This is a genomic window from Streptomyces sp. CNZ301, assembly GCF_004217425.1.
The window spans coordinates 4,463,208-4,489,362 of record NZ_SHLG01000001.1 but is presented as its reverse complement, the minus strand read 5'-3'; the positions used below and the strand labels follow the sequence as shown (position 1 = coordinate 4,489,362).

20 protein-coding genes are annotated in these 26,155 nt (G+C 71.5%); 8 read left to right on the top strand and 12 right to left on the bottom strand.

Going from position 1 to position 26,155, the window contains the following annotated elements:
• Positions 1-61: 61 nt before the first annotated feature.
• The 3 genes from EV375_RS19375 to EV375_RS19365 all read right to left on the bottom strand — a co-directional run bounded on the left by EV375_RS19375 (position 62) and on the right by EV375_RS19365 (position 3,978).
• Positions 62-1,237 (bottom strand): cation:proton antiporter, encoded by a 1,176-nt coding sequence (locus EV375_RS19375; RefSeq protein WP_130300548.1) that lies wholly within the window; start codon positions 1,235-1,237, stop codon positions 62-64.
• Between the two features lie 3 nt (positions 1,238-1,240).
• Positions 1,241-1,720 carry a cation:proton antiporter regulatory subunit gene (locus EV375_RS19370; protein ID WP_130300547.1) on the bottom strand — a complete coding sequence of 160 codons (480 nt, stop codon included), beginning with the start codon at positions 1,718-1,720 and terminating at the stop codon, positions 1,241-1,243.
• 194 nt (positions 1,721-1,914) lie between these two features.
• The gene (locus EV375_RS19365) at positions 1,915-3,978 is read right to left on the bottom strand and encodes an NHL domain-containing thioredoxin family protein (protein WP_130300546.1); all 2,064 of its coding nucleotides are present in this window, start codon (positions 3,976-3,978) and stop codon (positions 1,915-1,917) included.
• 61 nt (positions 3,979-4,039) lie between these two features.
• Between EV375_RS19365 and EV375_RS19360 the strand changes: the two genes are divergently transcribed.
• The gene (locus EV375_RS19360; RefSeq protein ID WP_130300545.1) at positions 4,040-4,522 is read left to right on the top strand and encodes an LURP-one-related family protein; all 483 of its coding nucleotides are present in this window, start codon (positions 4,040-4,042) and stop codon (positions 4,520-4,522) included.
• A gap of 272 nt (positions 4,523-4,794) precedes the next feature.
• Positions 4,795-5,625 (top strand): maleylpyruvate isomerase family mycothiol-dependent enzyme, encoded by an 831-nt coding sequence (locus tag EV375_RS19355; RefSeq protein WP_130300544.1) that lies wholly within the window; start codon positions 4,795-4,797, stop codon positions 5,623-5,625.
• Positions 5,626-5,763: 138 nt separating this feature from the next.
• Here the strand turns inward: EV375_RS19355 and EV375_RS19350 are convergent, their stop codons facing one another.
• The 5 genes from EV375_RS19350 to pdhA (EV375_RS19330) all read right to left on the bottom strand — a co-directional run bounded on the left by EV375_RS19350 (position 5,764) and on the right by pdhA (EV375_RS19330) (position 11,905).
• On the bottom strand, positions 5,764-7,074 hold the full coding sequence (locus tag EV375_RS19350) for an MFS transporter (protein ID WP_486588581.1): 1,311 nt from the start codon (positions 7,072-7,074) through the stop codon (positions 5,764-5,766).
• Positions 7,071-7,748, bottom strand: a complete 678-nt coding sequence (locus EV375_RS19345) for a GntR family transcriptional regulator (protein WP_130300543.1) — start codon at positions 7,746-7,748, stop codon at positions 7,071-7,073. The genes EV375_RS19350 and EV375_RS19345 overlap by 4 nt, the downstream gene beginning before the upstream one ends.
• A gap of 260 nt (positions 7,749-8,008) precedes the next feature.
• Positions 8,009-9,511, bottom strand: a complete 1,503-nt coding sequence (locus tag EV375_RS19340) for a dihydrolipoamide acetyltransferase family protein (protein ID WP_130300542.1) — start codon at positions 9,509-9,511, stop codon at positions 8,009-8,011.
• 14 nt (positions 9,512-9,525) lie between these two features.
• Positions 9,526-10,491, bottom strand: a complete 966-nt coding sequence (locus tag EV375_RS19335; RefSeq protein WP_486588758.1) for an alpha-ketoacid dehydrogenase subunit beta — start codon at positions 10,489-10,491, stop codon at positions 9,526-9,528.
• A 76-nt stretch (positions 10,492-10,567) separates the two neighbouring features.
• Positions 10,568-11,905, bottom strand: coding sequence for a pyruvate dehydrogenase (acetyl-transferring) E1 component subunit alpha (gene pdhA / locus EV375_RS19330; RefSeq protein WP_130300540.1), 1,338 nt, complete (start codon positions 11,903-11,905; stop codon positions 10,568-10,570).
• Between the two features lie 400 nt (positions 11,906-12,305).
• On the opposite strand from pdhA (EV375_RS19330), the gene EV375_RS19325 reads away from it, so the two are divergent.
• Positions 12,306-12,995, top strand: coding sequence for a response regulator transcription factor (locus EV375_RS19325; protein WP_130300539.1), 690 nt, complete (start codon positions 12,306-12,308; stop codon positions 12,993-12,995).
• A gap of 187 nt (positions 12,996-13,182) precedes the next feature.
• Here the strand turns inward: EV375_RS19325 and EV375_RS19320 are convergent, their stop codons facing one another.
• The gene (locus EV375_RS19320; RefSeq protein WP_130300538.1) at positions 13,183-14,763 is read right to left on the bottom strand and encodes a protein kinase domain-containing protein; all 1,581 of its coding nucleotides are present in this window, start codon (positions 14,761-14,763) and stop codon (positions 13,183-13,185) included.
• Positions 14,764-15,227: 464 nt separating this feature from the next.
• On the opposite strand from EV375_RS19320, the gene EV375_RS19315 reads away from it, so the two are divergent.
• Positions 15,228-16,901: a protein kinase domain-containing protein gene (locus tag EV375_RS19315; RefSeq protein ID WP_130300537.1), complete on the top strand. Its 1,674-nt coding sequence runs from the start codon at positions 15,228-15,230 to the stop codon at positions 16,899-16,901.
• Positions 16,902-17,064: 163 nt separating this feature from the next.
• Here the strand turns inward: EV375_RS19315 and paaN are convergent, their stop codons facing one another.
• The gene (paaN, locus tag EV375_RS19310; RefSeq protein WP_207228384.1) at positions 17,065-18,828 is read right to left on the bottom strand and encodes a phenylacetic acid degradation protein PaaN; all 1,764 of its coding nucleotides are present in this window, start codon (positions 18,826-18,828) and stop codon (positions 17,065-17,067) included.
• A 228-nt stretch (positions 18,829-19,056) separates the two neighbouring features.
• On the opposite strand from paaN, the gene EV375_RS19305 reads away from it, so the two are divergent.
• Positions 19,057-19,650: a TetR-type transcription factor C-terminal domain-containing protein gene (locus EV375_RS19305; RefSeq protein WP_130301965.1), complete on the top strand. Its 594-nt coding sequence runs from the start codon at positions 19,057-19,059 to the stop codon at positions 19,648-19,650.
• 83 nt (positions 19,651-19,733) lie between these two features.
• On the opposite strand, the gene EV375_RS19300 is transcribed toward EV375_RS19305, so the two are convergent.
• Positions 19,734-21,419 (bottom strand): FAD-binding oxidoreductase, encoded by a 1,686-nt coding sequence (locus tag EV375_RS19300; RefSeq protein ID WP_130300536.1) that lies wholly within the window; start codon positions 21,417-21,419, stop codon positions 19,734-19,736.
• Positions 21,420-21,551: 132 nt separating this feature from the next.
• Entirely contained in the window at positions 21,552-22,085 is a 534-nt protein-coding gene (locus EV375_RS19295; RefSeq protein WP_055484818.1) for an Lrp/AsnC family transcriptional regulator, read from the bottom strand.
• Between the two features lie 223 nt (positions 22,086-22,308).
• Between EV375_RS19295 and pdhA (EV375_RS19290) the strand changes: the two genes are divergently transcribed.
• Genes pdhA (EV375_RS19290) through EV375_RS19280 form a run of 3 tightly spaced genes read left to right on the top strand, consistent with a single transcriptional unit; the run spans position 22,309 to position 26,155 of the window.
• Complete coding sequence (pdhA, locus tag EV375_RS19290; RefSeq protein ID WP_130300535.1) at positions 22,309-23,499, top strand: pyruvate dehydrogenase (acetyl-transferring) E1 component subunit alpha; 1,191 nt, start codon at positions 22,309-22,311, stop codon at positions 23,497-23,499.
• The gene (locus tag EV375_RS19285) at positions 23,496-24,590 is read left to right on the top strand and encodes an alpha-ketoacid dehydrogenase subunit beta (protein ID WP_130300534.1); all 1,095 of its coding nucleotides are present in this window, start codon (positions 23,496-23,498) and stop codon (positions 24,588-24,590) included. The genes pdhA (EV375_RS19290) and EV375_RS19285 overlap by 4 nt, the downstream gene beginning before the upstream one ends.
• Positions 24,590-26,155: a dihydrolipoamide acetyltransferase family protein gene (locus EV375_RS19280; protein ID WP_130300533.1), complete on the top strand. Its 1,566-nt coding sequence runs from the start codon at positions 24,590-24,592 to the stop codon at positions 26,153-26,155. Before EV375_RS19285 ends, EV375_RS19280 begins: the two co-directional genes overlap by 1 nt.

Here is a 26,155-nt window from a genome sequence, read left to right as displayed (position 1 = left end):
GAGAACTTCGCAGCCGAAGGCCGGTGGAGAACGCCGAAGCACCGCCGCTGCAGCCAGTTCCTCATCCGGCCGGCGTGCCGCGCCCCTGCCGGAGGGAGCGTACGGGCGGTTGGGGGCCGACAAGCCGAGCGGCCACGGGCCCGGCAACGGCCAGGATCAGAACGTAGGCTGCAGCCAGGGGTCCCAGCCTGTCGTCCTGGACGCCCACCAGGGCGATGATGACGATGGAGAACTCACCGCGTGCGATGAGCGCCGTCCCGGCCCGCAGCCTGCCCTTCGTTCCCGCCCCGTCCCGCGAAGCTGCATACCACCCGACCGCCACCTTCGTGGCCGCCGTGACCACTGCCAGCGCAACCGCCACGGGAAGCATCGGCAGCAGAGCGCCGGGACTGACGGACAGTCCGATGGCCAGAAAGAACAAGGCGGCGAACAGATCGCGCAGCGGACTGAGCACCGCACGGGCCCGTTCCGCTGCCTCTCCTGTGAGGGCGAGCCCCACCAAGAAGGCGCCGATCGCAGCTGAGACACGGACGGTCTCCGCCAGCGCCGCCACGATCAACGTGAGACCCAGCACTCGCAGCAGAACCTGTTCAGCATCCGGATGCGAGACCAACCGTCCCAGATGGCGGCCCCACCAGTACGAAACAGCGAACGCGGCGGATACCGCACCCACGGCGACCAACACCCCCAGCAGCGCCTGCCGCCAGGAGCCGCCGGAGACGATGACAGCCAGGACGGGCAGGTACGCGGCCATCGCGAAGTCCTCCAGCACCAGCACGGAAAGGACGGCCGGGGTCTCCCGGTTGCCCAGCCTTCGCAGGTCGCCCAGGAGCCGGGAGATGATGCCCGAGGAGGAGATGTAGGTGACGCCTGCGAGTGCCAGAACGCCGCCCGCGTCCAGACCGAGCAGCCACCCTGCCAGGGCCCCCGGCAACGCGTTCAGCACGAGATCGGCGCCCGCCGACGGCACGTGACGGTGCAGGCTGACGGTCAACTCGGGAATGGTGAACTCCAGCCCCAGAGCCAGCAGCAGCAGAACGACCCCGATGCCCGCCCCGATCTCCACGAATTCGCCGGCAGCCGGGACAGGGGCGATGCCACCCTCGCCCAGAGCGAGTCCCGTCAGAAGGTAAAGCGGCACGGGGGACAGGCCCAGGCGCCTCGCCAGGGCGCACAGCAGGCTCAGCACGGCCAGGAGGATGCCGAGCTCCAGCAGCAGCCCAGTCGGCGTATGCACGGGCTAGCTTCGGACAATCTGTTCCACACCCGCGATCCCGTCATGGGTGCCGATCACCACCAGCACGTCCCCGGGACGCAGCACCTCGTCAGGCCCTGGTGAAGCGACCACCTCACCGTCCCGGACGATCGCCACGACCGACGCACCGGTCCGAGTCCGTGCCCTGGTCTCGCCCAGTGGACAACCTGCGAACCGTGTACCCGCACGCACCTCGACCTGCCCGGCGCTGAGCCCGGGCACCTCCCTGGTGAGATCGGCGAACCGCTCGGCGATCCGCGGCGCCCCCAGAATCTCGGCGAGGGTGTCGGCCTCCTCGCCTGTGAGGCGCAGCATGGGACCGGCCTGGTCGGGGCTGTCGTCCGCGTACACGACCAGCTCGAAGTCGCGGGACCGCCGGGCGACGACACCGATCCGGTCGCCGTCCTGGTTAGTGAACTCGTAAAGCATCCCCACACCGGGGAGAAGCACCTCGTTCACGTCCATGTGGCCATCATCGCGGCACGTCAGTCCCTGAACCCACGTGCCGGGCCGGGCATGCGGGGGCTTTCGCCGAGCGGCCGGCCCGACCGGCCGTCACCGTCCTCGCCGCGTGGGCCGGCCCGACGCCCGCACCCCGCGGCCTCACCTTCGTGCCCGGCCGAAACGGAGGCCGGCCGCCGGGGCGCCGGAGCATACGGTCACACGCAGCGATCCGCTTCCGCTCCCGGTGCAGGGGCGTCGTCCATGCCCGCGAGCACGAGCGGCAGCCTGGACGTGCCGGAGCCCGCCACACGCACCGGAACTCCCCAGTCCTGCTGGTGCACATGGCACGCCGGGAACTCCACCGGCTCCGCCGCTCCGTCGGGGTCGTCGCACGAGGCGGCCATCGCCGAGACGTGCAGCACGCCCTCCGTCACGCCGTCCGCGAGGCGCAGGCGGCGGCGCAGATCCGTGCCCGCACCGGCTCCCTCCGCCAGCAGCTCCTCCGGCGTCGAGCCGACCAGCAGCCGGGTCGCGGGACCGTACCGGTCGTCGAGCTTCTGGCCGCCCGGCGCCTCGAAGACGACCTCCAACAGCAGCTCCCCGGGAGCCACTTCGGTCGCCGCACGCTGCGTGCGGTGCGCCACCGGGTCGACCCGTACCGCCTCCTCCGGCAGCCGCAGCCTGGTCAGCCGGTGACGGGCCGACTCGACGACCACGATCTCGCTCCCGCCCCCCGGCCCGTCCGTCGCGGCCGGGTCGCGCGGGTCTCCGGGACCGTCCGCGAGGAACGCGTCCGAGGGCTCCCGCAAGTCGGTGGCCAGGGTGGTCACTTCACCGCTTCCGGGGTCGTAGCAGCGCAGCGCGTTGTTGTACGTGTCGCTCACGGCCACGCGCCCGCCGGGCAGCGCCGTGACGCCCAACGGGTGCTGGAAGAGGGCCTGTCCGGCGTCCCCGTCCCGGTGCCCGAAGTCGAAGAGGCCGGTGCCCACCGCGGTACGCACCTCGAGCGCCCCGTTCGCCCCCGCCCGCCCGATCCAGCGCAGGGCGCTCGTCTCCGAGTCGGCGATCCACAGCCGTTCGCCGTCCTCCGAGGCCGACAGCCCTGAGGGCTGGGCGAACCAGGCCTCGGCCGCCGGCCCGTCGACGAGACCCTCGTTGGTCGTCCCCGCCTCGGCGCGTACGCTTCCCTGCCGCTCGCCCTCAGCCGGCGGCGTCCACGTCCACAGCTGGTGCACACCCGCCATGGCGATCCACAGCCGCCCGTCGAACCACTCCACGTCCCACGGCGAGGAGAGCGCCACCTCACGCGCTGGCCCCTCCGTGGCGGCACCCTGCCACCACTGCTCGCCGGTGCCCGCGAGCGTGCCCACCTCACCGCTTGCCGGATCGTAGGAACGCAGCGCGTGGTTGACGGTGTCGGCGACGACGACGGTCCTGCCGTCCGGCAGCAGCGCGAGCCCCTGGGGCTCGCTGAAGCACGCCTCCCCGGGGCCGCCGTCCACGAGACCGCGCTCGCCGCTGCCCACACGCCGCAGCACGGTCTCGCCGTCGGGGGCCAGCTCGACCAGCTGGTGCCGGGCGGTGTCCGAGACGAGGATGTTCCCTCCCCCGGAGCCTGCGTCCCGGGAGGTCCCACCGGGCAGCCGCAGCGCCTTGCCCGGGAAGCGCAGAGCGGTCGGCTCCGGCTCCGGGAGGACGGGGGCGTAGCTCGCTGAGGGGTGGTGGCCGGGCGACGGGTGGACGGGGGCGTAGCTCGCTGAGGGGTGGTGGCCGGGCGACGGGTGGGAGAACGGGCCGTCGCCGCGCCGCAGTGTGCCCTTCGCCTCGTGCTCGCGCTCCAGCTCCTCCACGAGCGCCGCGATGGCGTGTGCGTGGCCCTCGCCCGCGTGCTGGGCGACGACGTAGCCCTCGGGGTCGATCACCACGAGCGTGGGCCAGGCCCGTACCGCGTACTGCTTCCACGTCGCCAGCCCGGGATCGTCCAGTACGGGGTGCTCGACCTCGTAGCGCTCCACCGCGTCCACGACCGCTTCGTGGTCGGCCTCGTGCGCGAACTTCGGCGAGTGCACCCCCACGATCACGAGGGTGTCGCGGTGCCGCTCCTCGAGCTCGCGCAGCTCGTCGAGCACGTGCAGGCAGTTGACGCAGCAGAAGGTCCAGAAGTCGAGCAGGACGATGCGCCCCCGCAGACCGGCGAGGGTGAGGTCCCTGCCGCCGGTGTTCAGCCAGCCGCCCTCTCCTCGCAGCTCGGGCGCCCGTACTCGTGCGTGAGAAGCCATGGCCGGGGCAACAACCGCCTCCGGGTGAGCATTCCGCCGCCGTGCGGGGAAGTCGTGCGCCATGAGATATCTCGTACGCGAACGGATCTTCGGCATCGGCGACGACTACTGGATCGACGACGAGCATGGCGAGCACGCCTTCCTCGTCGACGGCAAGGCGCTGCGGGTGAGGCAGACGTTCCAGCTCAAGGACGTGCAGGGAGAGGTCGTTGCCGTCATCCGGCGGAAGATGATCAGCCTGTGGGAGACGATGGAGATCGAGCGGGGCGGCGCGAAGCTGGCGACGGTGCGCAAGAAGCGGTTCACGCCGCTGCGGCATCGCTTCAAGGCGAGGCTCGCGGACGGCGGGACGCTCGCGGTGCACGGGAACGTGCTCGACAAGGAATACGACATCGAACTCGGCGGCGGGCGGCTGGCACGCATCTCGCGCAAGTGGTTCCGGGTGCGGGACACCTACGCGGTGGACATCGAACAGCCCGGCTCGGACGTGCCGTTGCTGCTGTCGCTCGCGGTGTGCATCGACGCGCTGACGAGCGACGACTGAAAGGCGCCCAACAACCCACCGGACAAGGGTGGTTGGGTGTGGTCCGGTGCGCACGGCCCGGCGGGGGCGGCAGTCGAATCGACCGGTTCGCCCGGATGTCTCCGCATACGTTCCGAACGGCTGCGCACGGTACCACCGCCGGTGCACAAAAGGGGTGTGAATGGGCCTAGCATCGTGGTCCGAAAGCACTGCCGCGTCGGCCTCGCGCAGCGTAACTTGAGAGCACCGCACGCACCGAAGACCACGAACGTCCGTACCGCCCGAGGGGTCTCGTGACCGACCACCCAAGCCTTCAGCCATACGTCGATGCCTGGACCGAGTCCATCGAAGCGATATCCGAACTGGTGAGGCCGCTCGCCGAGGGCGAGTGGAACCGGCGCACCGGATGCCCGGGGTGGTCGGTCCGGGACGTGGTCTCCCACATCATCGGCATGGAGTGTGAACTCCTCGGCGACCCGCGGCCGATCCACACCCTTCCGCGCGACCTGTACCACGTCGTGGACGAGCCCAGCCGTCACATGGAGATCCAGGTCGACGTGCGGCGGCACCACACCGGGCTGGAGATGACGAGCGAGCTGGAGTACACCCTCATCCGCCGCTCCCGTCAGCTGCGCAACGAGAAGCGCGGCCCCGACGCCGAGGTCCGGGACATCATGCCGGGCGGTTCGAAGATCACCCTTGAGAACCAGCTGCGGCTGCGGGCGTTCGACGTGTGGGTCCACGAGCAGGATCTGCGCCGGGCGCTGGGCAAGCCGGGCAATCTCGACTCGGCGGGTGCGACGGTGGCGCGGGACCTGATGGTGGAGGGCCTGCCGAGGGTGGTCGCCAAGAAGGCCGGCGCCCCGCCGAACACCGCCGTGGTCTTCGACGTCAGCGGTCCTGTGGAGTTCATGCGCACCGTACGGGTGGGCCCGGACGGCCGCGGCGCCGTCGACGGCAGCCCCTCCCTGGGGCCCGCGGTCACGCTGTCGCTGGACTGGGAGACCTATGTGCGGCTCGCGGCCGGGCGGGTGCGTGCCGATGTCGTCGCGGACCAGGTGAAGGTCGAGGGTGACGCGAAGCTGGCGAAGGCGATCCTGGAGAACTTCTCCGTCACGCCCTGACGGGACCGCCGTGCCGGGGGGGGCGTCTCATGACGCTCCCGTGACGAGCGGCGGGCGGCGCCGCGAGTGCGCCGCCGCGTGCCCGTTCCCGCCGGCACCGCGGCGCCCGTTCGCGGGCGCCGCCGTCCCTGCCGGGCCTCAGGAGACCGGGACGTGCACCGCCTCCACACGGCTGGCGACCACGCGCTCACGCTCACGACGGTGCGCACGCCTGCGGAGCCTCAGGATCTGCGCGACGCCCAGGGCCTCCAGCACGAAGATGCTCGCGAAACCGGCCCGGAAGCTGCCGCCGGTGAGGTCCAGCAGGATGCCGACGGCCAGCAGGGTCGTCATCGAGGCCGTGAATCCGCCCATGTTGACGATGCCCGAGGCCGTGCCCTGACGCTCCGGAGGGTTGGCCGGGCGGGCGAAGTCGAAGCCGATCATCGACGCCGGCCCGCACGCGCCGAGCACTGTGCACAGCACCACCAGCAGCCACATCGGGGCGTGGCCCGGCCAGAGCAGGACCGTCGCCCAGACCGCGGCGGTCGCCGCGACCGTGCCGAGCGCGAGCGGGGCACGGACCGCGTGATGGCGGGCGATCAGCTGCCCGTAGACCAGGCCGACGACCATGTTCGACAGCACGATGAGCGTGAGCAGTTCACCTGCCGTCGCGCGTCCGAGGCCCTGCCCCTCCACGAGGAAGGGCATCCCCCACAGCAGCAGGAAGACCATGCCGGGGAACTGCGTCGTGAAGTGCACCCACATGCCGAGGCGGGTTCCGGGCTCCCGCCAGGCGCGCACGATCTGGCGCCGGATGTAACCGCCGCCCATGTGCGGCACCGGCACCGGCGCGTACGACTTCGGGTGGTCCCTGAGGAACGCCACGACGAGCACGAGCAGCAGCACGCCGCCCACCGCGCTGCCCGCGAACGTGGCCGTCCACCCGAAGGCGTCGAGCAGGCGGGCCAGCACCAGCGTCGTGACGAGGTTGCCCGCCATGCCGATGAGGCCGGCGATCTGGGCGATGACGGGGCCGCGCCTGGCCGGGAACCAGCGCGATCCGAGCCGCAGCACACTGATGAACGTCATCGCGTCGCCGCAGCCCAGCAGTGCGCGGCAGGCCAGCGCCGCGGCGTAGGAGCCGGAGAAGGCGAAGCCGAACTGCCCCGCGGTGAAGAGCACCACGCCGAGCGTCAGCACCTTCTTCGTGCCCAGCCTGTCCACCAGCAGCCCGACCGGTATCTGCATCCCGGCGTAGACGAGCAGTTGAAGGATGGAGAAGGTGGAGAGGGCGGAGGCGCTGATGTCGAAGCGCTCGGCGGCGTCCAGCGCGGCCACGCCGAGGCTCGTGCGGTAGGTGATGGCGACGAAGTAGACGGTGACGCCCAGGCCCCAGACCGCGACCGCGCGGGAGCCGCCGGGCGGGTCGCTGTGGACCGGGAAGCCCGCCGAGATGGGTGCGCTCACCGCACATCACCGTGCACCAGGCCCCGCACCCACGTGACATGGCGGCGTACGGCGTCCGCGGCGGCGTCCGCGTCGCCCGCGCGCACCGTCTCCATGATCTCGGCGTGCTCGGCGATGCTCTTGGCGATCCTGTCCGGCTGCGCGTGCATCATGGCGACGCCCATCCGCAGCTGCCTGTCGCGGAGTTGGTCGTACAGGCGGGTGAGGATCTCGTTGCCGGTGCTCCTGACGATCTCCGCGTGGAAGCAGCGGTCGCTGACCGCGAACGCCGTCAGATCACCGGCGTCGGCGTGCGCGCGCTGCTCTTCCAGCAGTTCCTCGAGGCGTTCGATCAACCCGGCACGCACCGGGTCCGAGGACTTGCGCACGGCGTGCTGCTCGACGAGGAGCCGCGTCTCGACGACATCGGTGATCTCCTGCGCCGACACGGGCAGTACGAGGGCGCCCTTCTTCGGGTAGAGCTTGATCAGCCCCTCGACCTCGAGGCGCAGAAGTCCTTCCCGTACGGGCGTGCGCGAGACGCCGACGGCCTCGGCGAGTTCGCCTTCCGTGAGAAGCATTCCGCCCTCGTAACGGCGGTCCAGTACGGCCTGTTTGACGTGCGCGTACACGCGCTCGGCGGCGGCAGGACGGCGTGCGGGGGAAGGGGTCGCGAGGTCGGTTGAAACGGACATGTGCACAGCTTAGATACAACACAGATGCGTGCGCTCCGGCGTCCGCGATATGGACGCGTCCGCGGCGAGTCCCCGGCCCCCTGCCGTCAACTCCCTTTCCAGGAGCCGGTTTCCGAGGACCCGGCTTCCTGCCGTCAACTCCCCTTCCAGGAGCCGGTTTCCGAGGACCCGGCTTCCAGGGGCCCGGCTTCCAGGGGCCCGACATGCCGGTGCCGGGCCCCGTGAAGGACCCGGCACCGGCACTCGTCACTGCGGGACCATCAGGTCCAGGTCATCAGGCGCTTGGGCTGCTCCAGCACCGCCGCGACGTCCGCGAGCACCTTCGAGCCCAGCTCACCGTCGATCAGACGGTGGTCGAAGGCGAGTGCGAGCGTGGTGACGTCACGCGGCTTGACCTTGCCCTTGTGCACCCACGGCTGCTGCCGGACCTGCCCGAAGGCCAGGATCGCCGACTCGCCGGGGTTGAGGATGGGCGTCCCCGTGTCCACGCCGAAGACGCCGACGTTGGTGATGGTCACCGTGCCGCCCTGCATCGCCGCCGGGCTCGTCTTCCCCTCGCGTGCCGTGGTCACCAACTCGCCCAGCGCCTCCGCCAGTTCGGGCAGGGTCTTGGCGTCGGCGTCCTTGATGTTGGGGACGACCAGACCGCGCGGCGTGGCCGCGGCGATGCCCAGGTTGACGTAGTGCTTCTGGACGATCTCCTGATTCGCCTCGTCCCAGGCGGCGTTGGCCTCCGGATGACGGCGCAGTGCGACCAGGAAGGCTTTGGCGACCAGCAGCAGCGGGTTGACCCGCAGCCCCTGCATGTCCGGGTCCTGCTTCAGCTCCCGCACGAGCTTCATCGTGCGCGTCACGTCGACGGTGACGAACTCCGTGGCCTGCGGTGCGGTGAAGGCGCTGTCCACCATGGCCTGAGCCGTGGCCTTCCGTACGCCGCGCACCGGGATCCGCGTCTCGCGCGCCACCGCTCCGGCACCCTGGGCCTCGGCCCGCGGTGCTCCGGCGGCGGGAGCCGCGGACGGTGCCGGAGCCGCCGGGGCGGGGACGCGGGCGCCCACGGTGGCCGCGGCAGCGTGCACGTCCTCCCGCGTGATGACGCCGTCGGGCCCGGTCGGCACGACCGTCGTGAGGTCGATGCCGAGGTCCTTGGCGAGCTTGCGCACCGGCGGCTTGGCCAGGGGGCGGCCCGCGGCGGACGGCACGTCCGCCACCGCGCCGACGCCGGATACGGCGGCGCCCTCACGGTGACCGTTCAACTCGCCCTGGACGGGCTCCTGTACGGAATCCCGTACGGAATCCTGCGCGCCGTTCCCGTTCCGCCCCGTGTCCGCCGCCGGTTGCTGCTTGCGCGGGCGGCGCTTCGTCGGCGACTCCGCGACGCCGTAGCCGACGAGCACCGGCTTCCGGCCCTCGCTCTGACCCTCGCCCTCGCCTTCGCCGTCGTCCGCGGCTGCCTCGGCGGGCGCCGCTCCCGCGGCTGCCCCGCTCTCCGTCGGCCCGGCCGACGGGTCGGTGTCCACCGCGATGATCGCGGTGCCGACGTCCACGGTCGTGCCCTCGGTGAAACGCAGCTCGTGCACGGCACCGTTGAAGGGGATGGGCAGTTCGACAGCCGCCTTGGCCGTCTCGACCTCGCAGACGACCTGGCCGTCCGTGACCGTGTCACCGGGCTGGACGTACCACTTGAGGATCTCCGCCTCCGTGAGACCCTCGCCCACATCGGGCATCTTGAACTCGCGGATGCGGGTCGCGCTCTCAGTCATCGTCACGACTCTCCTCAGTACGCCAGCACGCGGTCGACGGCATCGAGCACCCGGTCGAGCCCCGGAAGGTACTCGTCCTCCAACCGGGCCGGCGGATACGGCGCGTGGAAGCCTCCCACGCGCAGCACCGGAGCCTCCAGGTGGTAGAAGCACCGCTCCGTGATCCTGGCGGCCACCTCCGAGCCTGTTCCCAGGAATACGGGTGCCTCGTGCACCACCACAAGCCTTCCGGTCCTCTCGACCGACTTCTGGATGGTGTCGAAGTCCATCGGCGACATCGAACGCATGTCGACCACTTCGAGGGAGTGTCCCTCCTCCTGCGCCGCGGCCGCCACCTCCAGGCACGTCTTCACCATCGGCCCGTAGGCGGCCAGCGTGACGTCGGTGCCCGGGCGTGCCACGCGTGCCGCGTGCAGCGGCGCCGGAATGGCGGTGACGTCGACCTCGCCCTTGTCCCAGTAGCGGCGCTTGGGCTCGAAGAAGACGACGGGGTCGTCGCTCTCGATGGCCTGACGCATCATCCAGTAGGCGTCCGAAGCGTTCGACGGCGAGACGCACTTGAGGCCGGCGACGTGCGCGAACAGCGCCTCCGGGGACTCGCTGTGGTGCTCGACGGCGCCGATGCCGCCCGCGTACGGGATGCGGATGACGACGGGCAGCTTGATCTTTCCCAGTGCGCGGGCGTGCATCTTCGCGAGCTGCGTGACGATCTGGTCGTACGCAGGGAAGACGAAACCGTCGAACTGGATCTCGACGACGGGGCGGTAGCCGCGCAGCGCGAGCCCGATGGCGGTGCCGACGATGCCCGACTCTGCGAGCGGGGTGTCGATGACCCGCTGCTCGCCGAAGTCCTTCTGAAGGCCGTCCGTGATGCGGAAGACACCGCCGAGCTTGCCGACGTCCTCACCCATGACCAGGACCTTCGGGTCGTTCTCCATCGCGGTGCGCAGGGATTCGTTGAGCGCCTTGGCGATCGGCATCTTCCGCACGTCCGGGGTGGTGGACGCGGCCGGGCTCGAGGCGTTCGAAGCGGTCGAAGTAGCGGCAGCGGCCATGTCAGCGGCCCTCCCCTGCGGAATCGGCGGAGTCGGCTGGGTCGGCGAAGGACGCGAGGTACTCGGCGAACTGGGCGCGCTCCTCGTCGACCAGCGCGTGACCGTCCGCGTAGACGTTCTCGAAGATCGCCATGGTGTCCGGGTCGGGCATGGTGCGGATCGCCTCGCGCACGTGCTTGCCCATGGCGTCGCTCTCCTCCTCGATGGAGGCGAAGAACGCGTCGTCCGCCTGCCCGGACTTCTCCAGGTACGCGCGCAGACGCGCGATCGGGTCCTTGGCCTCCCACTCAACACGCTCCTCGTCCCGGCGGTAGCGGGTCGGGTCGTCGGAGGTGGTGTGGGCGCCCATCCGGTAGGTGAACGCCTCGACCAGCATGGGCCCTTGTCCGCTCCGCGCACGCTCGACGGCGGCGCGGGTAACGGCGAGGCAGGCCAGCACGTCGTTGCCGTCGACGCGGACGCCGGGGAAGCCGAAGCCGGCCGCGCGCTGGTAGAGGGGCACGCGGGACTGGCGCTCGGCGGGCTCGGAGATCGCCCACTGGTTGTTCTGGCAGAAGAAGACGACCGGGGCGTTGTAGACGGCGGCGAACGTGAACGCCTCGGCCACGTCGCCCTGCGAGGAGGCCCCGTCGCCGAAGTAGGCGATGACCGCGGAGTCGGCGCTGTCCAGGTTGACGCCCATCGCGTAACCGGTGGCGTGCAGGGTCTGGGAGCCGATGACGATCGTGTAGAGGTGGAAGTTGTTGGACGCCGGGTCCCAGCCGCCGTTGTTCACGCCGCGGAACATGCCGAGCAGCTTCGTCGGGTCGACGCCGCGGCACCATGCGACGCCGTGCTCGCGGTAGGTCGGGAAGACGTAGTCGTCGTCGCGCAGCGCACGCCCCGAGCCGATCTGCGCCGCCTCCTGGCCCAACAGAGAGGCCCACAGGCCGAGTTCGCCCTGGCGCTGAAGGGACGTCGCCTCGCTGTCGAAGCGCCGGGTGAGGACCATGTCGCGGTACAGGCCGCGCAGTTCCTCGGCGGTCAGGTCGACGTCGTAGTCGGGGTGTCCGACGCGTTCGCCCTCGGGGGTCAGCAGCTGCACGAGTTCGGGGCCGGCGGACCCGTTCGCGGCAGGGCCCCCGGCGCGGGGCTTGGCGGGCTTGGCGGACTTGGCCGCCTTCGCCGTCCCGGCCGTCTTGGCGGGCTTCGAACGCTTCGCCGTCTTCGACGCCTTCGCCGCCGTCCCGGTCGTGCTCCCGGCGTCGCCCGGCGCGGACGCCGGCTTCTTCGCCTCGCGCTTGCCTCCGGCGCCGCTGCGGCGCGACGTGCTGCGCGCGGCAGTGCTCTCCACGGTCACGTGTGCTCCTCTTCTGTCCGGCCCCCGGGGTCGCCGGTGGCCTGGGGTTCCCCCGCCCGGGGGCGGAGGGAGGCTCGCCCGGTCCCGTACGGCGCACGGGGTGGGTGCGGCACGGACGGCAACCGGACGGTGAAGATATCCAGGTTGAGGCCCGCTGAAGCAGTTCCCAGAACTCCATACATGCATGAAGCCACCCTGACCTGCAACTTTGTTCGGATTTCCAAGTAAACGAACCGGAAGTCCGACCCAGCTGAAGGGTCAGGGAGTCACTGGTCACAGCCTCGCGGGCCTCGTGGACCCTTCCCCTACGCCTTCGGCGTGAGGAAGCCCCATGCACGGTATCCCGCGGCTCCAGAGTGCGGGAAGGGCGGAGCGGAGACCAGTGTGTGAGACTGAAAAAATGGAAGAAAGCACGCAAATCACTGTCTTCCTGCTCGATGATCACGAGGTGATCCGCCGGGGTGTGCACGAGATGCTCTCGACGGAACCCGACATCGAGGTGATCGGCGAGTCGGACAACGCGGCCGACGCGCTGAAGCGCATCCCGGACGCCCGTCCCGACGTCGCGCTGCTCGACGTGCGCCTCCCGGACGGCAGCGGCATCGAGGTCTGCCGTGAGCTGCGCTCCCGCGACCCGGACATCGCGTGCCTGATCCTCACCTCTTTCACGGACGAGGAGGCTCTCGTGCACGCCGTGCTCGCCGGGGCCTCCGGCTACGTGCTGAAAGGAATCCGCGGCACGGAACTCCAGTCGGCCGTACGGGACGCCGCCGCCGGAAAGGCGCTGATCGGCCCGGACGCCGCCCGCCGGGTCGTGGAACGACTGCGTCGCGGCGCGGGCCGCGCGGATGCGGACGGCGACGGCAGACTGGCCTCGCTCAGCGGCCAGGAGCGCATCATCCTGGACCTGATCGGCGCGGGCATGACCAACAGGGCCATCGGCGACAAGCTGAACCTGGCCGAGAAGACGATCAAGAACTATGTCTCGCAGCTGCTCTCGAAGCTCGGCATGGAACGCAGGGCCCAGGCGGCCGCGTACGTCGCCCGCATCCGGGCGGGAGGCGGCGGGGGAACCGACCCGGGCTCCTGAGCCGTGCCGGTGAGCCGGCAGGGTGAACCGGGGCTGCCGAACGGGCCTACTGAGCCGGACTGCCGAACCGGAGTGCTGCTCCGCGCCCGGCGCGGACGCGGAAACCCTGCCGTCTCGCCCGCCCGCTCCGGAACCGCCGCGGCGACCCCGGCGGAACAGGCCGGCAGGGCCGGCCCGTCCGGTCAGGTCACTGCTCGGGCCCTCCGGTGCCGGTGTCGCCCTCGTCGGCACCGCCGGTGTCGTCGGACGGAGTGTCGGAGGGCGTGCTGGTCGGGTCGCCCGAGCCGCCGCCGTTGCCGGAGTTGCCGCCGCTGCCGGAGTCCGTCTCGCTCGGGCTTCCGGTCGGCTCGTCGGAGGGCGAGCTCTCGGTCTCGCTCGGCGTCGTCTGCGACGGCGTCTGGGAGGGCGTCTGCTCACCGGTGTCGCCCGTGGTGGTGCCCGGCACCTCCTCGGTCTCCGTCGGCGTCGGGGTCGGCTCGTCCTTGGTCTTCTTGTCCTTCGGCTCCGTCGTCGACGAGTCCGGGTTGGTCTTGTTGCCGCCCTCGCCCTCGTTGAAGAGCGTCGCGAAGTAGATGCCCGCCGCGGCCACGATCACGGCGACGAGGGCGATGAACGCGTTCCTCACGCCCTTGCCGCGCCCCGCGTCACGCCGGGGACCGCCCTCGAAGCCTCCGTCGTCCCGGCCCGGCGCGCCCATCAGCATCGGCGGACCCAGCTGCGAGGTGTCGCCGTGCGCCGGGTGCTGCCTGGCGTCGGCACCGGGGACACCCATCGCCGGAGTCGAAGCGCCGGCGTGTGCGACAGGGCCGGTGTTCCACGCCCCGCCCGTGTGGCTGCCCTGCTCGTTCAGCATCTGGAGCGCGAACTGGGCGAGGCCGCGCATCTCCTCGGCGCTCTGGAACCGGTCGTCCGGGTCCTTCGCCAGAGCGCGCATGACGATGCCGTCCAGCTCGGGAGGGACGGTCTCGGAGGCTTCGGACGGCGGGGCCGCCTCGTCCTGGACGTGCTGGTAGACGACCGACAGCGGCGTCTCACCGGTGAACGGCGGTCTGAGCGTGAGCAGTTCGTAGAGGAGGCAGCCGGTGGCGTACAGGTCGGAGCGGATGTCGACCGTCTTGCCGAGGGCCTGCTCGGGAGAGAGGTACTGAGGTGTGCCCATCACCATGCCGGTCTGCGTCATGGTGTTGGAGGCGCCGTGCAGCGCCCGCGCGATGCCGAAGTCCATCACCTTGACCGCGCCGGCGTTGGTGATGATGACGTTGGCCGGCTTGATGTCGCGGTGCACGATGCCGTGCTGGTGGCTGTAGGCCAGGGCTTCCAGGACGCCGGAGACGATGATCAGCGCCTGGTCGGGCGGCGGCGCCTCGGCGTTCATCAGCAGATCGCGGATCGTACGGCCCTCGACCAGCTCCATCACGATGTACGGCGTGACGTTGCCGCCGATCGTCTCCTCGCCGGAGTCGTAGACCGCGACGACGGCGTGGTGGTTGAGGCCCGCGACGGACTGTGCCTCCCGCGTGAACCGGGCCTTGGAGACCGGGTCCTCGGCAAGGTCGGAGCGCAGCAGCTTCACCGCGACCGTGCGGCCCAGGCGCAGGTCCTCGGCGGCGAAGACCTCCGCCATGCCACCGCGCCCGAGGCGGTGCGTGAGGCGGTAGCGGCCGTCACCGACAAGGCCGTTGTTCCCCCACAGCTCCGGCGATTCGGCCATGGAGCCGCCCATGGCGTCAGGGTCCGAAGGACCCCCGCCGGCCTGCGTCTGTGCCATCTGTCCTCGCCGTGGATCGAAATGCCGTCATGCCCCGGGTCGCCGCGGGTGCCCCTACCCCCTGACCCTTGGCCCATGCCCGGACGCCGGAATGACCCCGCTCCCGCCTTGGAGGCTACAGGCTCGGGGAAGTCGCATGGACGGTGCCGGATCAGCCATCCAATCGGCTGCGGCACCCGGCTGGCAAGTTCGCAGGCGACGGGCGGGAGGCCTGGCCGGACGGGGTCCAGGGCCCGTACGTGCGGTTACGCAGACCGGGACTTCCGGCGCAAGAGTCGCGGAGCAGCAGTGCCGTGACAGTTGTGGCCACAGGTTACGCATCCGATTACGGAACGGGCACTGCGCTTGACGTGGCAGAGCCCTCCGGCAGACTTGGGCGGGTATAAGAATCAGGGAGACTCCGGGGCTTGAAATCTGCCCTGAAAAAACTGTGCGGGGGCATGCCGCCGAGGGGGAGCAGTCAGATGAGTGACGTCGGCGGACAGGCAGACGCGGAGTACGCGGGCCGCACGGTCGGGAACGGCCGTTTCCAGCTTCAGAGTCTGCTCGGCGCCGGCGGGATGGCCTCCGTCTACCTCGCGTACGACTCCGTCCTCGACCGCAAGGTCGCGGTCAAGACCCTCCACACCGAACTGGGCCGCGAGCAGTCCTTCCGCGAGCGCTTCCGCCGCGAGGCACAGTCTGTCGCGAAGCTCACACACACCAACATCGTCTCGGTCTTCGACTCCGGCGAGGACGAGATCGACGGCGCGATGGTGCCGTACATCGTCATGGAGTACGTCGAGGGCAAGCCGCTGCGCTCCGTGCTGGACGAGGACATCGCGAGCCTCGGGGCGATGCCCGCCGAGAAGGCGCTGAAGATCACCGGCGATGTGCTCTCGGCGCTGGAGGTCAGCCACGAGATGGGGCTGGTCCACCGGGACATCAAGCCCGGGAACGTGATGATCACCAAGCGCGGCGTCGTCAAGGTCATGGACTTCGGCATCGCGCGGGCCATGCAGTCCGGTGTCACGTCGATGACGCAGACCGGCATGGTCGTCGGCACGCCGCAGTACCTGTCGCCGGAACAGGCCCTGGGGCGGGGCGTGGACGCCCGTTCCGACCTGTACTCGGTCGGCATCATGCTTTTCGAACTGCTCACCGGGCGGCTGCCGTTCGACGCCGACTCCCCGCTGGCCATCGCGTACGCGCACGTGCAGGAGGAGGCGCCCACTCCGTCGGCGATCAACCAGTCGCTGACGCAGGCCGTCGACTCGCTGGTCGCGCGGACCCTGCGGAAGAACCCGAACGAGCGCTTCGACTCCGCGGAGGCGATGAACGAGGAGTGCCGGCGCGTCACCCGGCAGGCCGCGGGCGGCGCTCCCTCCATCATCCAGGGCGGCCCGCCGGCGCAGAGCGGCGCGGGAGTGGGGCATGCCGTCTTCCCGCAGGTGGGCGAGGGCACCCCGCCGCCGCCCGGAGCGCAGCAGCCTTATCCGCTGCAGCAGTACGGCGGGTTCGGGCCCTCCACGCCTCCGCCGCCCAGCACCGCTCCGATGGGCCAGTACGCGCCGGGCACGCCCTACGGCGTGCAGCAGCACGCAGGGCAGCACACGCCCCCGCCGTACACGGTCTCCCCGCAGCCGGCCGGCGGCGGTGGCGGGCGCAAGAACAACACCCCGCTGATTGTCGGTTCGGTGATCGCGGTGGCCGTCGTACTCACCGCGGTGATCATGGCGCTGGTGCTCACGCAGGGCGGGAACGACGAAGACCCCAGCGCCAAGCCGATTCCCACCGACTCCGCTGAGAGGGTCACGCCTGAAGTCGAGTCCAGCGCAACCGCCGAAGACGACGGGGTCAACGGTTTCAAGCCCGAGGACAAGTCCAAGACCATCGAAACCCGCCGGTGCACGGACGCGCCCGACAGCTACTCGGACAAGGGCAAGAAGCTCGTCCCCGACTTCACCTACAAGAACCTGGACTCGGTGAAGAAGTGCATCAAGGCGGCGGGCTGGGAGCTCGGTGAGATCTCGCACCAGGACGAGAACATCTGGGGCAAGAACATGGTCCTGGAGCAGTCGCCGGACGGCATCGAGTACCTGGACCCGGAGGAGGACGAGATCGACCTGACCGTCTCCACCGGCAAGCCCAGCGACTGACGGGTCCGTACCACCGGTTCACCGCAGCCGGAACCGAGCCGGTCGATCCGGCAGAGCCGGCAGAGCCGGTCGAGCCGGCAGGGGCGCCCGACGCGCATCGCATGCGCCGGGCGCCCCTTCTGTCAGCCCGCCCCTGCTGCCCGTTCCCTCTGCGAGCGGCGCGTCAGCCGTCAGCGGACGCGGACTCCGCCGGCCTGCGCACCTCGACGGTGCGGAAGCGGTCGGCGACGAAGGCGCCGTCGCACAGCGCGGCGTTCGCGGCCGGATTGCCGCCGGAGCCGTGGAAGTCGGAGAACGCCGCCGTCTGGTTGACGTACACCCCACCGGTGAGATTGAGGGAGAGCTGGGCGCACTCGTCCATGCAGGCGTCCTCCACTAGGCGCTCGGCGACCGGCGAGGTGGTGTAGGCACCGACCGTCATCGCGCCCTTCTCACGCACCGTGCGCCGCAGCAGCGCCACGGCGTCCTCGGTGGAGTCGACGGCGACCGCGAAGGAGACCGGACCGAAGCACTCCGAGAAGCATGCCGCCTGTGACTCCGGCTTCGCGAAGTCCAGCTTGACGATGACGGGCGTGCGCACCTGCGCCCCGGGGAAGTCGGGGTGCTCGACCGACCGTGATTCCAGGGCCACTTCGCCCAGCGAGGCAGCCGACTCGACGCGCTCACGCACCTGTTGGCTGACGATGGCGCCCAGGATCGCGTTCGCACGGGCGTCGTCGCCGAGCAACTTGCCCACTGCGGTGGCCAGATCGGCGACCACCTCGTCGTAGGACTTCTCGCCGGCGTCCGTACTGATGCCGTTCCGCGGGATCAGCAGATTCTGCGGGGTGGTGCACATCTGGCCGCTGTAGAGCGAGAGCGAGAAGGCGAGGTTGCCCAGCATGCCCTTGTAGTCGTCGGTGGAGTCGATGACCACCGTGTTGACCCCCGCCTTCTCCGTGAAGACGCGGGCCTGGCGGGCGTTGCTCTCCAGCCAGTCACCGAAGGACGTCGAGCCCGTGTAGTCGATGATGCGGATCTCGGGACGGACCGCCAGCTCCTTCGCGATGCCCTCGCCCTCCCGCTCGGCGGCGAGCGCCACGAGGTTCGCCTCGAAGCCGGCCTCCGTCAGCACCTCGCGGGCGATGCGCACCGTCAGCGCCAGCGGCAGCACGGCACGCGGGTGGGGCTTGACCAGCACCGGATTGCCCGTGGCGAGGGAGGCGAAGAAGCCCGGGTAGCCGTTCCAGGTGGGGAAGGTGTTGCAGCCGATCAGCAGCGAGACGCCGCGGCCGACCGCCGTGAACCGCTTGCTGAGCTCGAGGGGCTCACGCTTGCCCTGCGGCTTGGACCATGCCGCCGCCTCGGGGGTGCGGACCTGCTCCGCGTACGCGTAGGCCACGGCCTCCATGCCGCGGTCCTGGGCATGCGGGCCGCCCGCCTGGAACGCCATCATGAAGGCCTGCCCGCTGGTGTGCATCACCGCGTGCGCGAACTCGTGCGTACGGGCGCTGATCCGGGCCAGGATCTCCAGGCACACCGCCGCCCGCAGCCTGGGGCCCGCCTCGCGCCACGCCGGCATCGCCTTGCGCATCTCGGGCAGCAGCACGTCGAGGTCGGGACGTGGATACTCGATGCCCAACTCGAGCCCGTACGGGGAGACTTCGGTCGAGACCCAGCCGCCCTGCGGACCCGCCGCGCCCGGCTGCCCGCCGATCTCGAAGCGGCCGCCGCGCAGCGCGTCGAAGGCGGCCTGGCCCTGTCCGGCGCTCAGCGAACCCGCGATGGCCGAGTCGTCCCCGTACGCCTTGGGGTGCTCGGGGTGCGGTGACCAGTAATCGCGGCTGCCGATCGCCTCCAGCGCGCGGTCGAGCGTGGGACTGTGCCTCTCGATCAGCCCCGCCGCGGAGAGCGGGGGGCTGCCGGCCTGGGTCGCGGATGTGGTCACGGGTGCGGTCACGAACGACCAACTCCTCGTCGAGCTGGGGGCTGGGTGGCTGGCGCTGTCCTGCGCCGCATCGCCTGCTCGGCCCTGCTGGATGTGCACGGCCGGGCAGGCCCTTGCATGGCTGCGCGGGCTGTCGGTCCTGCGGCGACAGGTAGATACTGCAACCGAACGATCGGTCGGTGCAAGGGGGAAGGTGAGCCTGTGGACAACGCGGATAGCATCGGCCGCATGCCGGTCAAGCGCGACACCTACACGCCCGATTCGCTGCTGAAAGTCGCCGTGGAGGTGTTCATCGAGCGCGGTTACGACGGAACCTCCATGGAGCACCTGTCGCAGGCCGCCGGCATCTCGAAATCGTCGATCTACCACCATGTGCGCGGCAAGGAGGAACTGCTGCGCCGGGCCATAAACCGCGCCCTCAACGGGCTGTTCGGCGTCCTCGACGAGCCGCGTGCGCGCGAGGGCCGCGCGATCGACCGGCTCGAACACGTCACGCGCCGCACGGCCGAGGTGCTCATGGCGGAGCTGCCCTACGTGACGCTGCTGCTGCGCGTGCGCGGCAACACCGACACCGAGCGGTGGGCGATGGCGCGCCGCCGCGAGTTCGACCACCGCGTCTCCGAGCTGCTGAAGCAGGCCGTGGCGGACGGCGACCTGCGCGGCGACGTGGAGATCCGGCTGGCGACCAGGCTCCTCTTCGGCATGATCAACTCCATCGTGGAGTGGTACCGGCCTTCGCGCGCCGGCCGCGGCGGCACCGCCACCAGCGACGAGGTCGCGGAGGCCGTCGTACGCGTCGCCTTCTCCGGCCTGCGCAACTGACGACGCCCGTACGACGGGCCACCGGCGGCGGCACCGCCCCGGTCCACCGGCAGGGGCGGTGCCGCCGGACCGCCCGGTCCGCGTCAGCCGCCCTCCCGAGGCTGCGTGTCGACGAGGACGCCCGGATTGAGGATGCCCCGCGGGTCGAGTGCCGACTTGGCGGCCCTCAGCGCGAGGGCGAAGGGTTCGGGGCGCTGACGGTCGTAGCCCGGCCTGTGGTCCCTGCCGACGGCGTGATGGTGGGTGACCGTGGCGCCGTGCCGCGTGAGGATCTCCATGGCCGCGCTCTTGATCTCGTCCCACATGGCGACCTCCGCGCCGCGGCGCCCCGTGGCGATCACCGTGAAGTACGGGGCGGCGCCGTCCGGATACACGTGCGTCAGGCGGCAGTTGACGAGCCCCGGGCTGCCCGTGACCTCCTCCACCGCGGCCCCGATTCCGGCGCGTACGGCTTCGTAGAGGCCGGTGAACCGGTCCCAGGTGCACGCCGTCTCGAACGTCTCGGTGATCGCGCTCATCCGCGCCAGCCCGTCCCGCAGGTACGGCATGCGCAGGAAGGCCGACCGCCAGGCGCCCACGGCGTCCCCCTCGCCCGCCTCGGTCCCGCTGCCGCCGCTGCCGCCGCCGGGATCGCTGACCGTGCCGCCGTGGTCGCGGGCGAGGGCGCACAGCTCCGCGAGCCGCCCGTCCACCGGGTGATGCGCGGACTCCACGCCGAGGACGAGCACGCTCTCCCCGTCCTGCGCGGCGCCGGCGAGGGCAGCCTCGCCCGGGTCGAGCAGCCTGCAGTTGGCGGGGTTGAGCCCGGCCTGCGCGATGGCGCGCACGGCCTCGACGGCGTCCGCGAACGCGGCGAAGCGGACGCCGGTGGACGCCTTGTGCACGGGACGGTCCTGCAACCGCATCCACGCCTCGGTGATCACGCCGAGGGTTCCCTCCGAGCCCAGGAAGAGCCGGTCGGGGGACGGGCCCGCGCCCGAGCCGGGCAGCCGCCACGAATCGCAGACGCCGGCCGGGGTGACCACGCGCATCGACTCGACGAGGTCGTCGATGTGCGTGTGCAGGGTGGCGTAGTGGCCGCCGGCGCGGGTGGCCAGCCAGCCCCCCAGCGTGGAGAACTCGAAGCTCTGCGGGAAGTGGCGCAGCGTCAGGCCTCCGCCGTGCTCGCGGAGCTGGTCCTCCAGTGAAGGCCCGAACACGCCGGCCTGGATGCGGGCGGCCCTGCTGGTGGTGTCCACCTCCAGCACCCGGTCCATGGCGGACAGGTCGAGGGAGAGCACCCCGGCGTGGTCGCCGCCGCGGTACTCGACTCCGCCCGTGACCGAACTGCCGCCGCCGTAGGGGATGACGGCCACGTCCGCCGTGCCCGCCCAGTCGAGCAGGTCCACCAGTTCGGCCTCGGAGCGCGGGTGGGCGACGAGGTCGGGTGCGGCGGCCATGTCACCGTGCAGCGCGCGTACGACGTCCCGGTAGGCCTTGCCGTAGGTGTGGGCGGCGCGGTCCGCCGGCCCGTCGGAGACCAGACGCGCGAGGGCGCCGGGCGCCCGGATCCGCGGCGGCGCCATGGTCAGCCCACTGGTCTCCGGCACCGGAAGCGGCTCCTGCGGGAGGCCGGGGAGCAGCGCGGCGAGCGCCCTGCACTCGCTGTCGGGCAGGGCCTGGTCGGTGCGTCCCCAGCCCCACCAGGACCTCCCGGCACCTGCGTGTGTCCCGGCGCGAGTACGGGCGGGGCCGCCGCTCGCGTCCGGTGAGTGCTCCCTGGCCGTCATGGGTGACCTTTCGCTCCGGCGGTCCGCGGCCGGGGTGACCGCAGGCGGAAAATTACCGAAGGGTAATGACAGGTGCGCCGCCGGCGCAAGATCGTCCGGGGCGTCCGCCGGGCCCGCCGGGCCCGTCGGGCGTCAGATGTCCGGCTCCAGGTGGGTCTCCTCGAAGACCAGCAGCGTCCGCGTGCTGATCACCTCGGGGATCGAATGGATCCGCGTGAGCACCAGTTCGCGCAGCGACCTGTTGTCGGCGGTGTGCACCAGCAGCAGCACGTCGAAGTCTCCGCTGACCAGCGCCATGTGGGCGGCCCCCGGCAGCCGCAGAAGCTTCTCGCGCACGCTGCGCCAGGAGCCCTGCACGATCTTGAGCGTGATGTACGCGGACGCGCCCTGCCCCGCCCGTTCCTCGTCGATGCGGGCGCTGAAGCCGCGGATCACGCCGTCGTCGACCAGACGGCCGATGCGGGCGTAGGCGTTTGCGCGGGAGATGTGGGCCTGCTCCGCCAGCGCGCGTACGGACATCCGGCCGTCCGCCCGCAGCAGCCGCAGTATGGCCCTGTCGACGGAGTCGAGGGGACGGACCGGAGGACGGACTTCCAGCCCTTCGGGCTCGGCCCCGCCGGCGCCGTCGGGATCGCCGGCCGGACCGGCAATCTGTCCGTCCGGCATGCCCTGCGGCCTCCCCTCGTTGGACGTCTTGCCTCCATCGAACGCACGGTCGCTCAACTTGTCCACAGCCTGACGGCGCCTGTAGCCAAAATGTGCCGTCAACCGAACAATCGGTAGGGGAGCGCAGCAACACGCCTCCCGCCCATCGGGGCCTGTCCGGTGACCCGCCCCCGGACAGGCCCCGGCTCCAGCAACCGGCCCCCAGCGAGTGAGGTGCTCACCCATGACCGTCCTCGAGCAGTCCGGTGCCTACCACCTCGCACCACCCCCGGCCTGGCGCCCCCGCCGTGACCCCGCCCCCCTGCTGCCCGACCGGGAACCGCTGCGGCTGCTCGGCACGGGCGCGGAGCTCGACGGCGCGCTGCTCATCGAGCTGTACGGACAGCTGGTGCGGGGCCGCCGGTACAACGAGCAGGCCACGGCTCTGACCAAGCAGGGCCGACTCGCCGTCTATCCGTCCTCCACGGGGCAGGAGGCCTCCGAGGTCGCGGCGGCGCTGGCCCTCCGCGAGCAGGACTGGCTCTTCCCCAGCTACCGGGACACCCTCGCGGCTGTCGCCCGCGGCCTGGACCCGGTCGCCGTGCTCTCGCTGCTCCGCGGCGACTGGCACAGCGGATACGACCCGCGCAGCAGCCGCGTCGCCCCGCTCAGCACCCCCCTGGCGACTCAGCTTCCGCACGCGGTGGGCCTGGCGCACGCCGCCCGCCTGAAGGGCGACGACGTGGTCGCGCTCGCCATGGTCGGCGACGGAGGCACGAGCGAGGGCGACTTCCACGAGGCACTCAACTTCGCCGCGGTGTGGCAGGCGCCCGTCGTCTTCCTCGTGCAGAACAACGGCTTCGCGATCTCCGTGCCGCTGGCGAAGCAGACGGCCGCGCCTTCCCTCGCGCACAAGGCCGTCGGCTACGGCATGCCCGGCCGTCTCGTCGACGGCAACGACGCGGCAGCCATGCACCATGTGCTCACGGACGCCGTGGAGCGGGCCCGCAGGGGCGAGGGTCCCTGCCTCGTCGAGGCCGTGACGTACCGCCTCGACGCACACACCAACGCCGACGACGCAACCCGCTACCGGGAGAACTCCGAGGTGGAGGCCTGGCGCGAGCACGACCCGCTCGTGCTGATGGATCAGGAGCTGCGCTCCCGAGGTCTCCTGGACGACGCCGGCGCGGAGAAGGCCCGGGAGGGGGCGGAGCGGATGGCGAGCGACCTGCGCGAGCGCATGCACCGGGAGCCGGAGTTGCGCCCGATGGACCTCTTCGACCACGTCTTCGCCCACAGGACGGCGCAGTTGGACCAGCAGGCGGAGGGGCTGCGCGCCGAGCTCGAGGCCGCCGAGGCCGAGGGGCCCCCGGCGGCGGGCGACCCGAACGCCCACGAGCAGGTGCACACGGACGAGCAGGGGAGCCGGAAATGAGCACAGCGACGGGCACGTCGTTGCAGCCCGGTGCGCAGCCGCCGCGCGAGCCGGCACGCAAGCCGTCCACGATGGCGCAGGCCCTCAACCGCGCACTGCGCGACGCCATGGCCGCCGACCCTGACGTGCACGTCTTCGGTGAGGACGTCGGCAAGCTCGGCGGTGTCTTCCGGGTGACCGACGGTCTGGCGGCGGAGTTCGGGGAGAACCGCTGCACCGACACCCCGCTCGCCGAGGCGGGCATCCTCGGCACGGCCGTCGGCATGGCCATGTACGGCATGCGGCCGGTGGTCGAGATGCAGTTCGACGCCTTCGCGTACCCCGGCTTCGAGCAGCTGGTCTCGCACATCTCGCGGATGCGGAACCGCACGCGGGGCGCCCTTCCCATGCCGCTGACCGTCCGGGTGCCCTACGGCGGCGGAATCGGCGGCGTCGAGCACCACAGCGACTCCTCCGAGGCGTACTACATGGCCACGCCCGGGCTGCACGTCGTCACACCGGCGACGGTCGCCGACGCGTACGGGCTGCTGCGCCGCTCCATCGCGAGCGACGACCCGGTGATCTTCCTGGAGCCGAAGCGGCTGTACTGGGGCAAGGACGACTGGTCGCCGGAGGAGCCGCAGGACGTGCCCGGCATCGGCCGCGCCGTGGTCCGCCGCCCGGGCACCTCGGCGACGCTCATCACCTACGGCCCGTCGCTGCCCGTCTGCATGGACGCCGCCGAGGCCGCCGCGCGGGACGAGGGCCTGGAGCTGGAGGTCGTCGACCTGCGGTCGCTGGTCCCGTTCGACGAGGAGACGGTCGTGGCCTCCGTGCGGCGCACCGGGCGGGCCGTGGTCGTGCACGAGTCGACCGGCTTCGCCGGTCCGGGCGCGGAGGTGGCCGCACGCGTGAGCGAGCGCTGCTTCCACTATCTGGAGGCGCCGGTGCTGCGCGTCGCGGGCTTCGACATCCCGTATCCGCCGCCGATGCTGGAGCGGCATCATCTGCCGGACGTGGACCGGGTGCTGGACGCCGTCGCGAGGCTCCAGTGGGAGAGCGAGTGGCGCGAGGGCGAGGGGCCCGTGGGTGCCGGGGAAGGGGTCGGCTGATGGCCTCCGTACGGGAGTTCACCCTCCCCGACCTGGGAGAAGGGCTGACGGAGGCCACCGTCGTGCGGTGGCTCGTGTCCGTCGGCGACGTGGTGGCGGTGGACCAGTCCGTCGTCGAGGTCGAGACGGCCAAGGCACTCGTGGACGTTCCCTGCCCCTACGGCGGCGTCGTCACGGCCCGCTACGGCGACGAGGGCACGGAAATCCCGGTCGGCGCACCCCTGTTGACGGTCGCCGTGGGCGCACCGCAGGACGGGGCACGGCCGGCCGCACCCCGCACGGGCACGGGAACGGACGCGGAGGCGGACGCCGGCGCGGCATCGGACGCCATGGCGGGTACCGCCACGGCAAACGGGACGGGCACCGCCCACGGGACGGACAGGGGCCCGGGGTCGGACAGGAGCGCCGGCGCCGCCGCGGAGAGCTCCGGAAACGTGCTGGTCGGCTACGGCACGGCAGCCCCGGCGGGCCGCCGTCGCCGTGCGCGCCCGGTGGACGGCTTCCGTGCCGGTTCCGCCGCTCCGTCTGTCCCGCCCGCTGCCCCGGCTCCTGCCGCGCCGCCGACTCCCAGGGCGGTGCGGCAGGGTCCGGTCGCGGTCATCTCCCCGCTCGTGCGGCGGGTCGCCCGCGAACACGGTCTCGACCTGCGCGGCGTCACCGGCTCGGGCCCCGACGGGCTGATCCTCCGTGCGGACGTCGAGCGGGCGGCGCGCTCGCGCACCGCGCCGTCCGCCCAGCCGGCACCACAGGCACAACCACAGGCACAGCCGCAGCCGCAGGCACAGCCCGCCCCTCTTCCCGAGGCCCGCCCCGCCGCCCCGGCAGACCCGGCGGCACAGGCGGCACACGCGGCGCAGGAGACGGTCACCCGCATTCCGCTGACCGGATTCCGCCGCACCGTCGCCGACAAGATGTCCCGCAGCCGCCGGGAGATCCCCGACGCGACGTGCTGGGTCGACGCCGACGCGACCGAACTGCTCGCCGCCCGCAGGGCGATGAACTCAACCTCCCTGGAAGCCCAGGACGCCCCCAAGGTCTCCCTGCTCGCCCTGCTCGCCCGCATCTGCACGGCGGCGCTCGCCCGCTTCCCGGACCTCAACGCCACCGTCGACACCGAGGCCGGCGAGGTGGTGCGCCACTCGGCGGTGCATCTCGGCTTCGCCGCGCAGACCCCGCGGGGGCTCGTCGTCCCGGTCGTACGGGACGCGCACACCCTCGACGCCGTCGGGCTCAGCGAGGAACTGGCCCGGCTCACCAAGTCCGCCCGCGAGGGCACCCTCAAGCCGGGCGACATGACCGGCGGCACCTTCACCCTGAACAACTACGGCGTCTTCGGCGTCGACGGCTCGACCCCGATCATCAACCACCCCGAGGCAGCGATGCTCGGCGTGGGCCGGATCGCCGAGAAGCCGTGGGTGCACGAGGGGCAGCTGGCCGTGCGCCGGGTCGTGCAGTTGTCGTTCACCTTCGACCACAGGGTGTGCGACGGCGGCACAGCCGGCGGCTTCATGCGTCACGTCGCGGACTGCGTGGAACAGCCCGCGGTGCTGCTCCGTACGCTCTAG

Excerpts from the sequence above, each read along its gene's own strand:
- EV375_RS19370 (WP_130300547.1), bottom strand. The coding sequence starts at position 1,720 with ATGGACGTGAACGAGGTGCTTCTCCCCGGTGTGGGGATGCTTTACGAG.
- EV375_RS19365 (WP_130300546.1), bottom strand. The coding sequence starts at position 3,978 with ATGGCTTCTCACGCACGAGTACGGGCGCCCGAGCTGCGAGGAGAGGGC.
- EV375_RS19360 (WP_130300545.1), top strand. The coding sequence starts at position 4,040 with ATGAGATATCTCGTACGCGAACGGATCTTCGGCATCGGCGACGACTAC.
- EV375_RS19345 (WP_130300543.1), bottom strand. The coding sequence starts at position 7,748 with ATGTCCGTTTCAACCGACCTCGCGACCCCTTCCCCCGCACGCCGTCCT.
- EV375_RS19340 (WP_130300542.1), bottom strand. The coding sequence starts at position 9,511 with ATGACTGAGAGCGCGACCCGCATCCGCGAGTTCAAGATGCCCGATGTG.
- EV375_RS19335 (WP_486588758.1), bottom strand. The coding sequence starts at position 10,491 with ATGCCGATCGCCAAGGCGCTCAACGAATCCCTGCGCACCGCGATGGAG.
- EV375_RS19325 (WP_130300539.1), top strand. The coding sequence starts at position 12,306 with ATGGAAGAAAGCACGCAAATCACTGTCTTCCTGCTCGATGATCACGAG.
- EV375_RS19320 (WP_130300538.1), bottom strand. The coding sequence starts at position 14,763 with ATGGCACAGACGCAGGCCGGCGGGGGTCCTTCGGACCCTGACGCCATG.
- EV375_RS19315 (WP_130300537.1), top strand. The coding sequence starts at position 15,228 with ATGAGTGACGTCGGCGGACAGGCAGACGCGGAGTACGCGGGCCGCACG.
- EV375_RS19305 (WP_130301965.1), top strand. The coding sequence starts at position 19,057 with ATGCCGGTCAAGCGCGACACCTACACGCCCGATTCGCTGCTGAAAGTC.
- EV375_RS19300 (WP_130300536.1), bottom strand. The coding sequence starts at position 21,419 with ATGACGGCCAGGGAGCACTCACCGGACGCGAGCGGCGGCCCCGCCCGT.
- EV375_RS19295 (WP_055484818.1), bottom strand. The coding sequence starts at position 22,085 with ATGCCGGACGGACAGATTGCCGGTCCGGCCGGCGATCCCGACGGCGCC.
- pdhA (WP_130300535.1), top strand. The coding sequence starts at position 22,309 with ATGACCGTCCTCGAGCAGTCCGGTGCCTACCACCTCGCACCACCCCCG.
- EV375_RS19285 (WP_130300534.1), top strand. The coding sequence starts at position 23,496 with ATGAGCACAGCGACGGGCACGTCGTTGCAGCCCGGTGCGCAGCCGCCG.
- EV375_RS19280 (WP_130300533.1), top strand. The coding sequence starts at position 24,590 with ATGGCCTCCGTACGGGAGTTCACCCTCCCCGACCTGGGAGAAGGGCTG.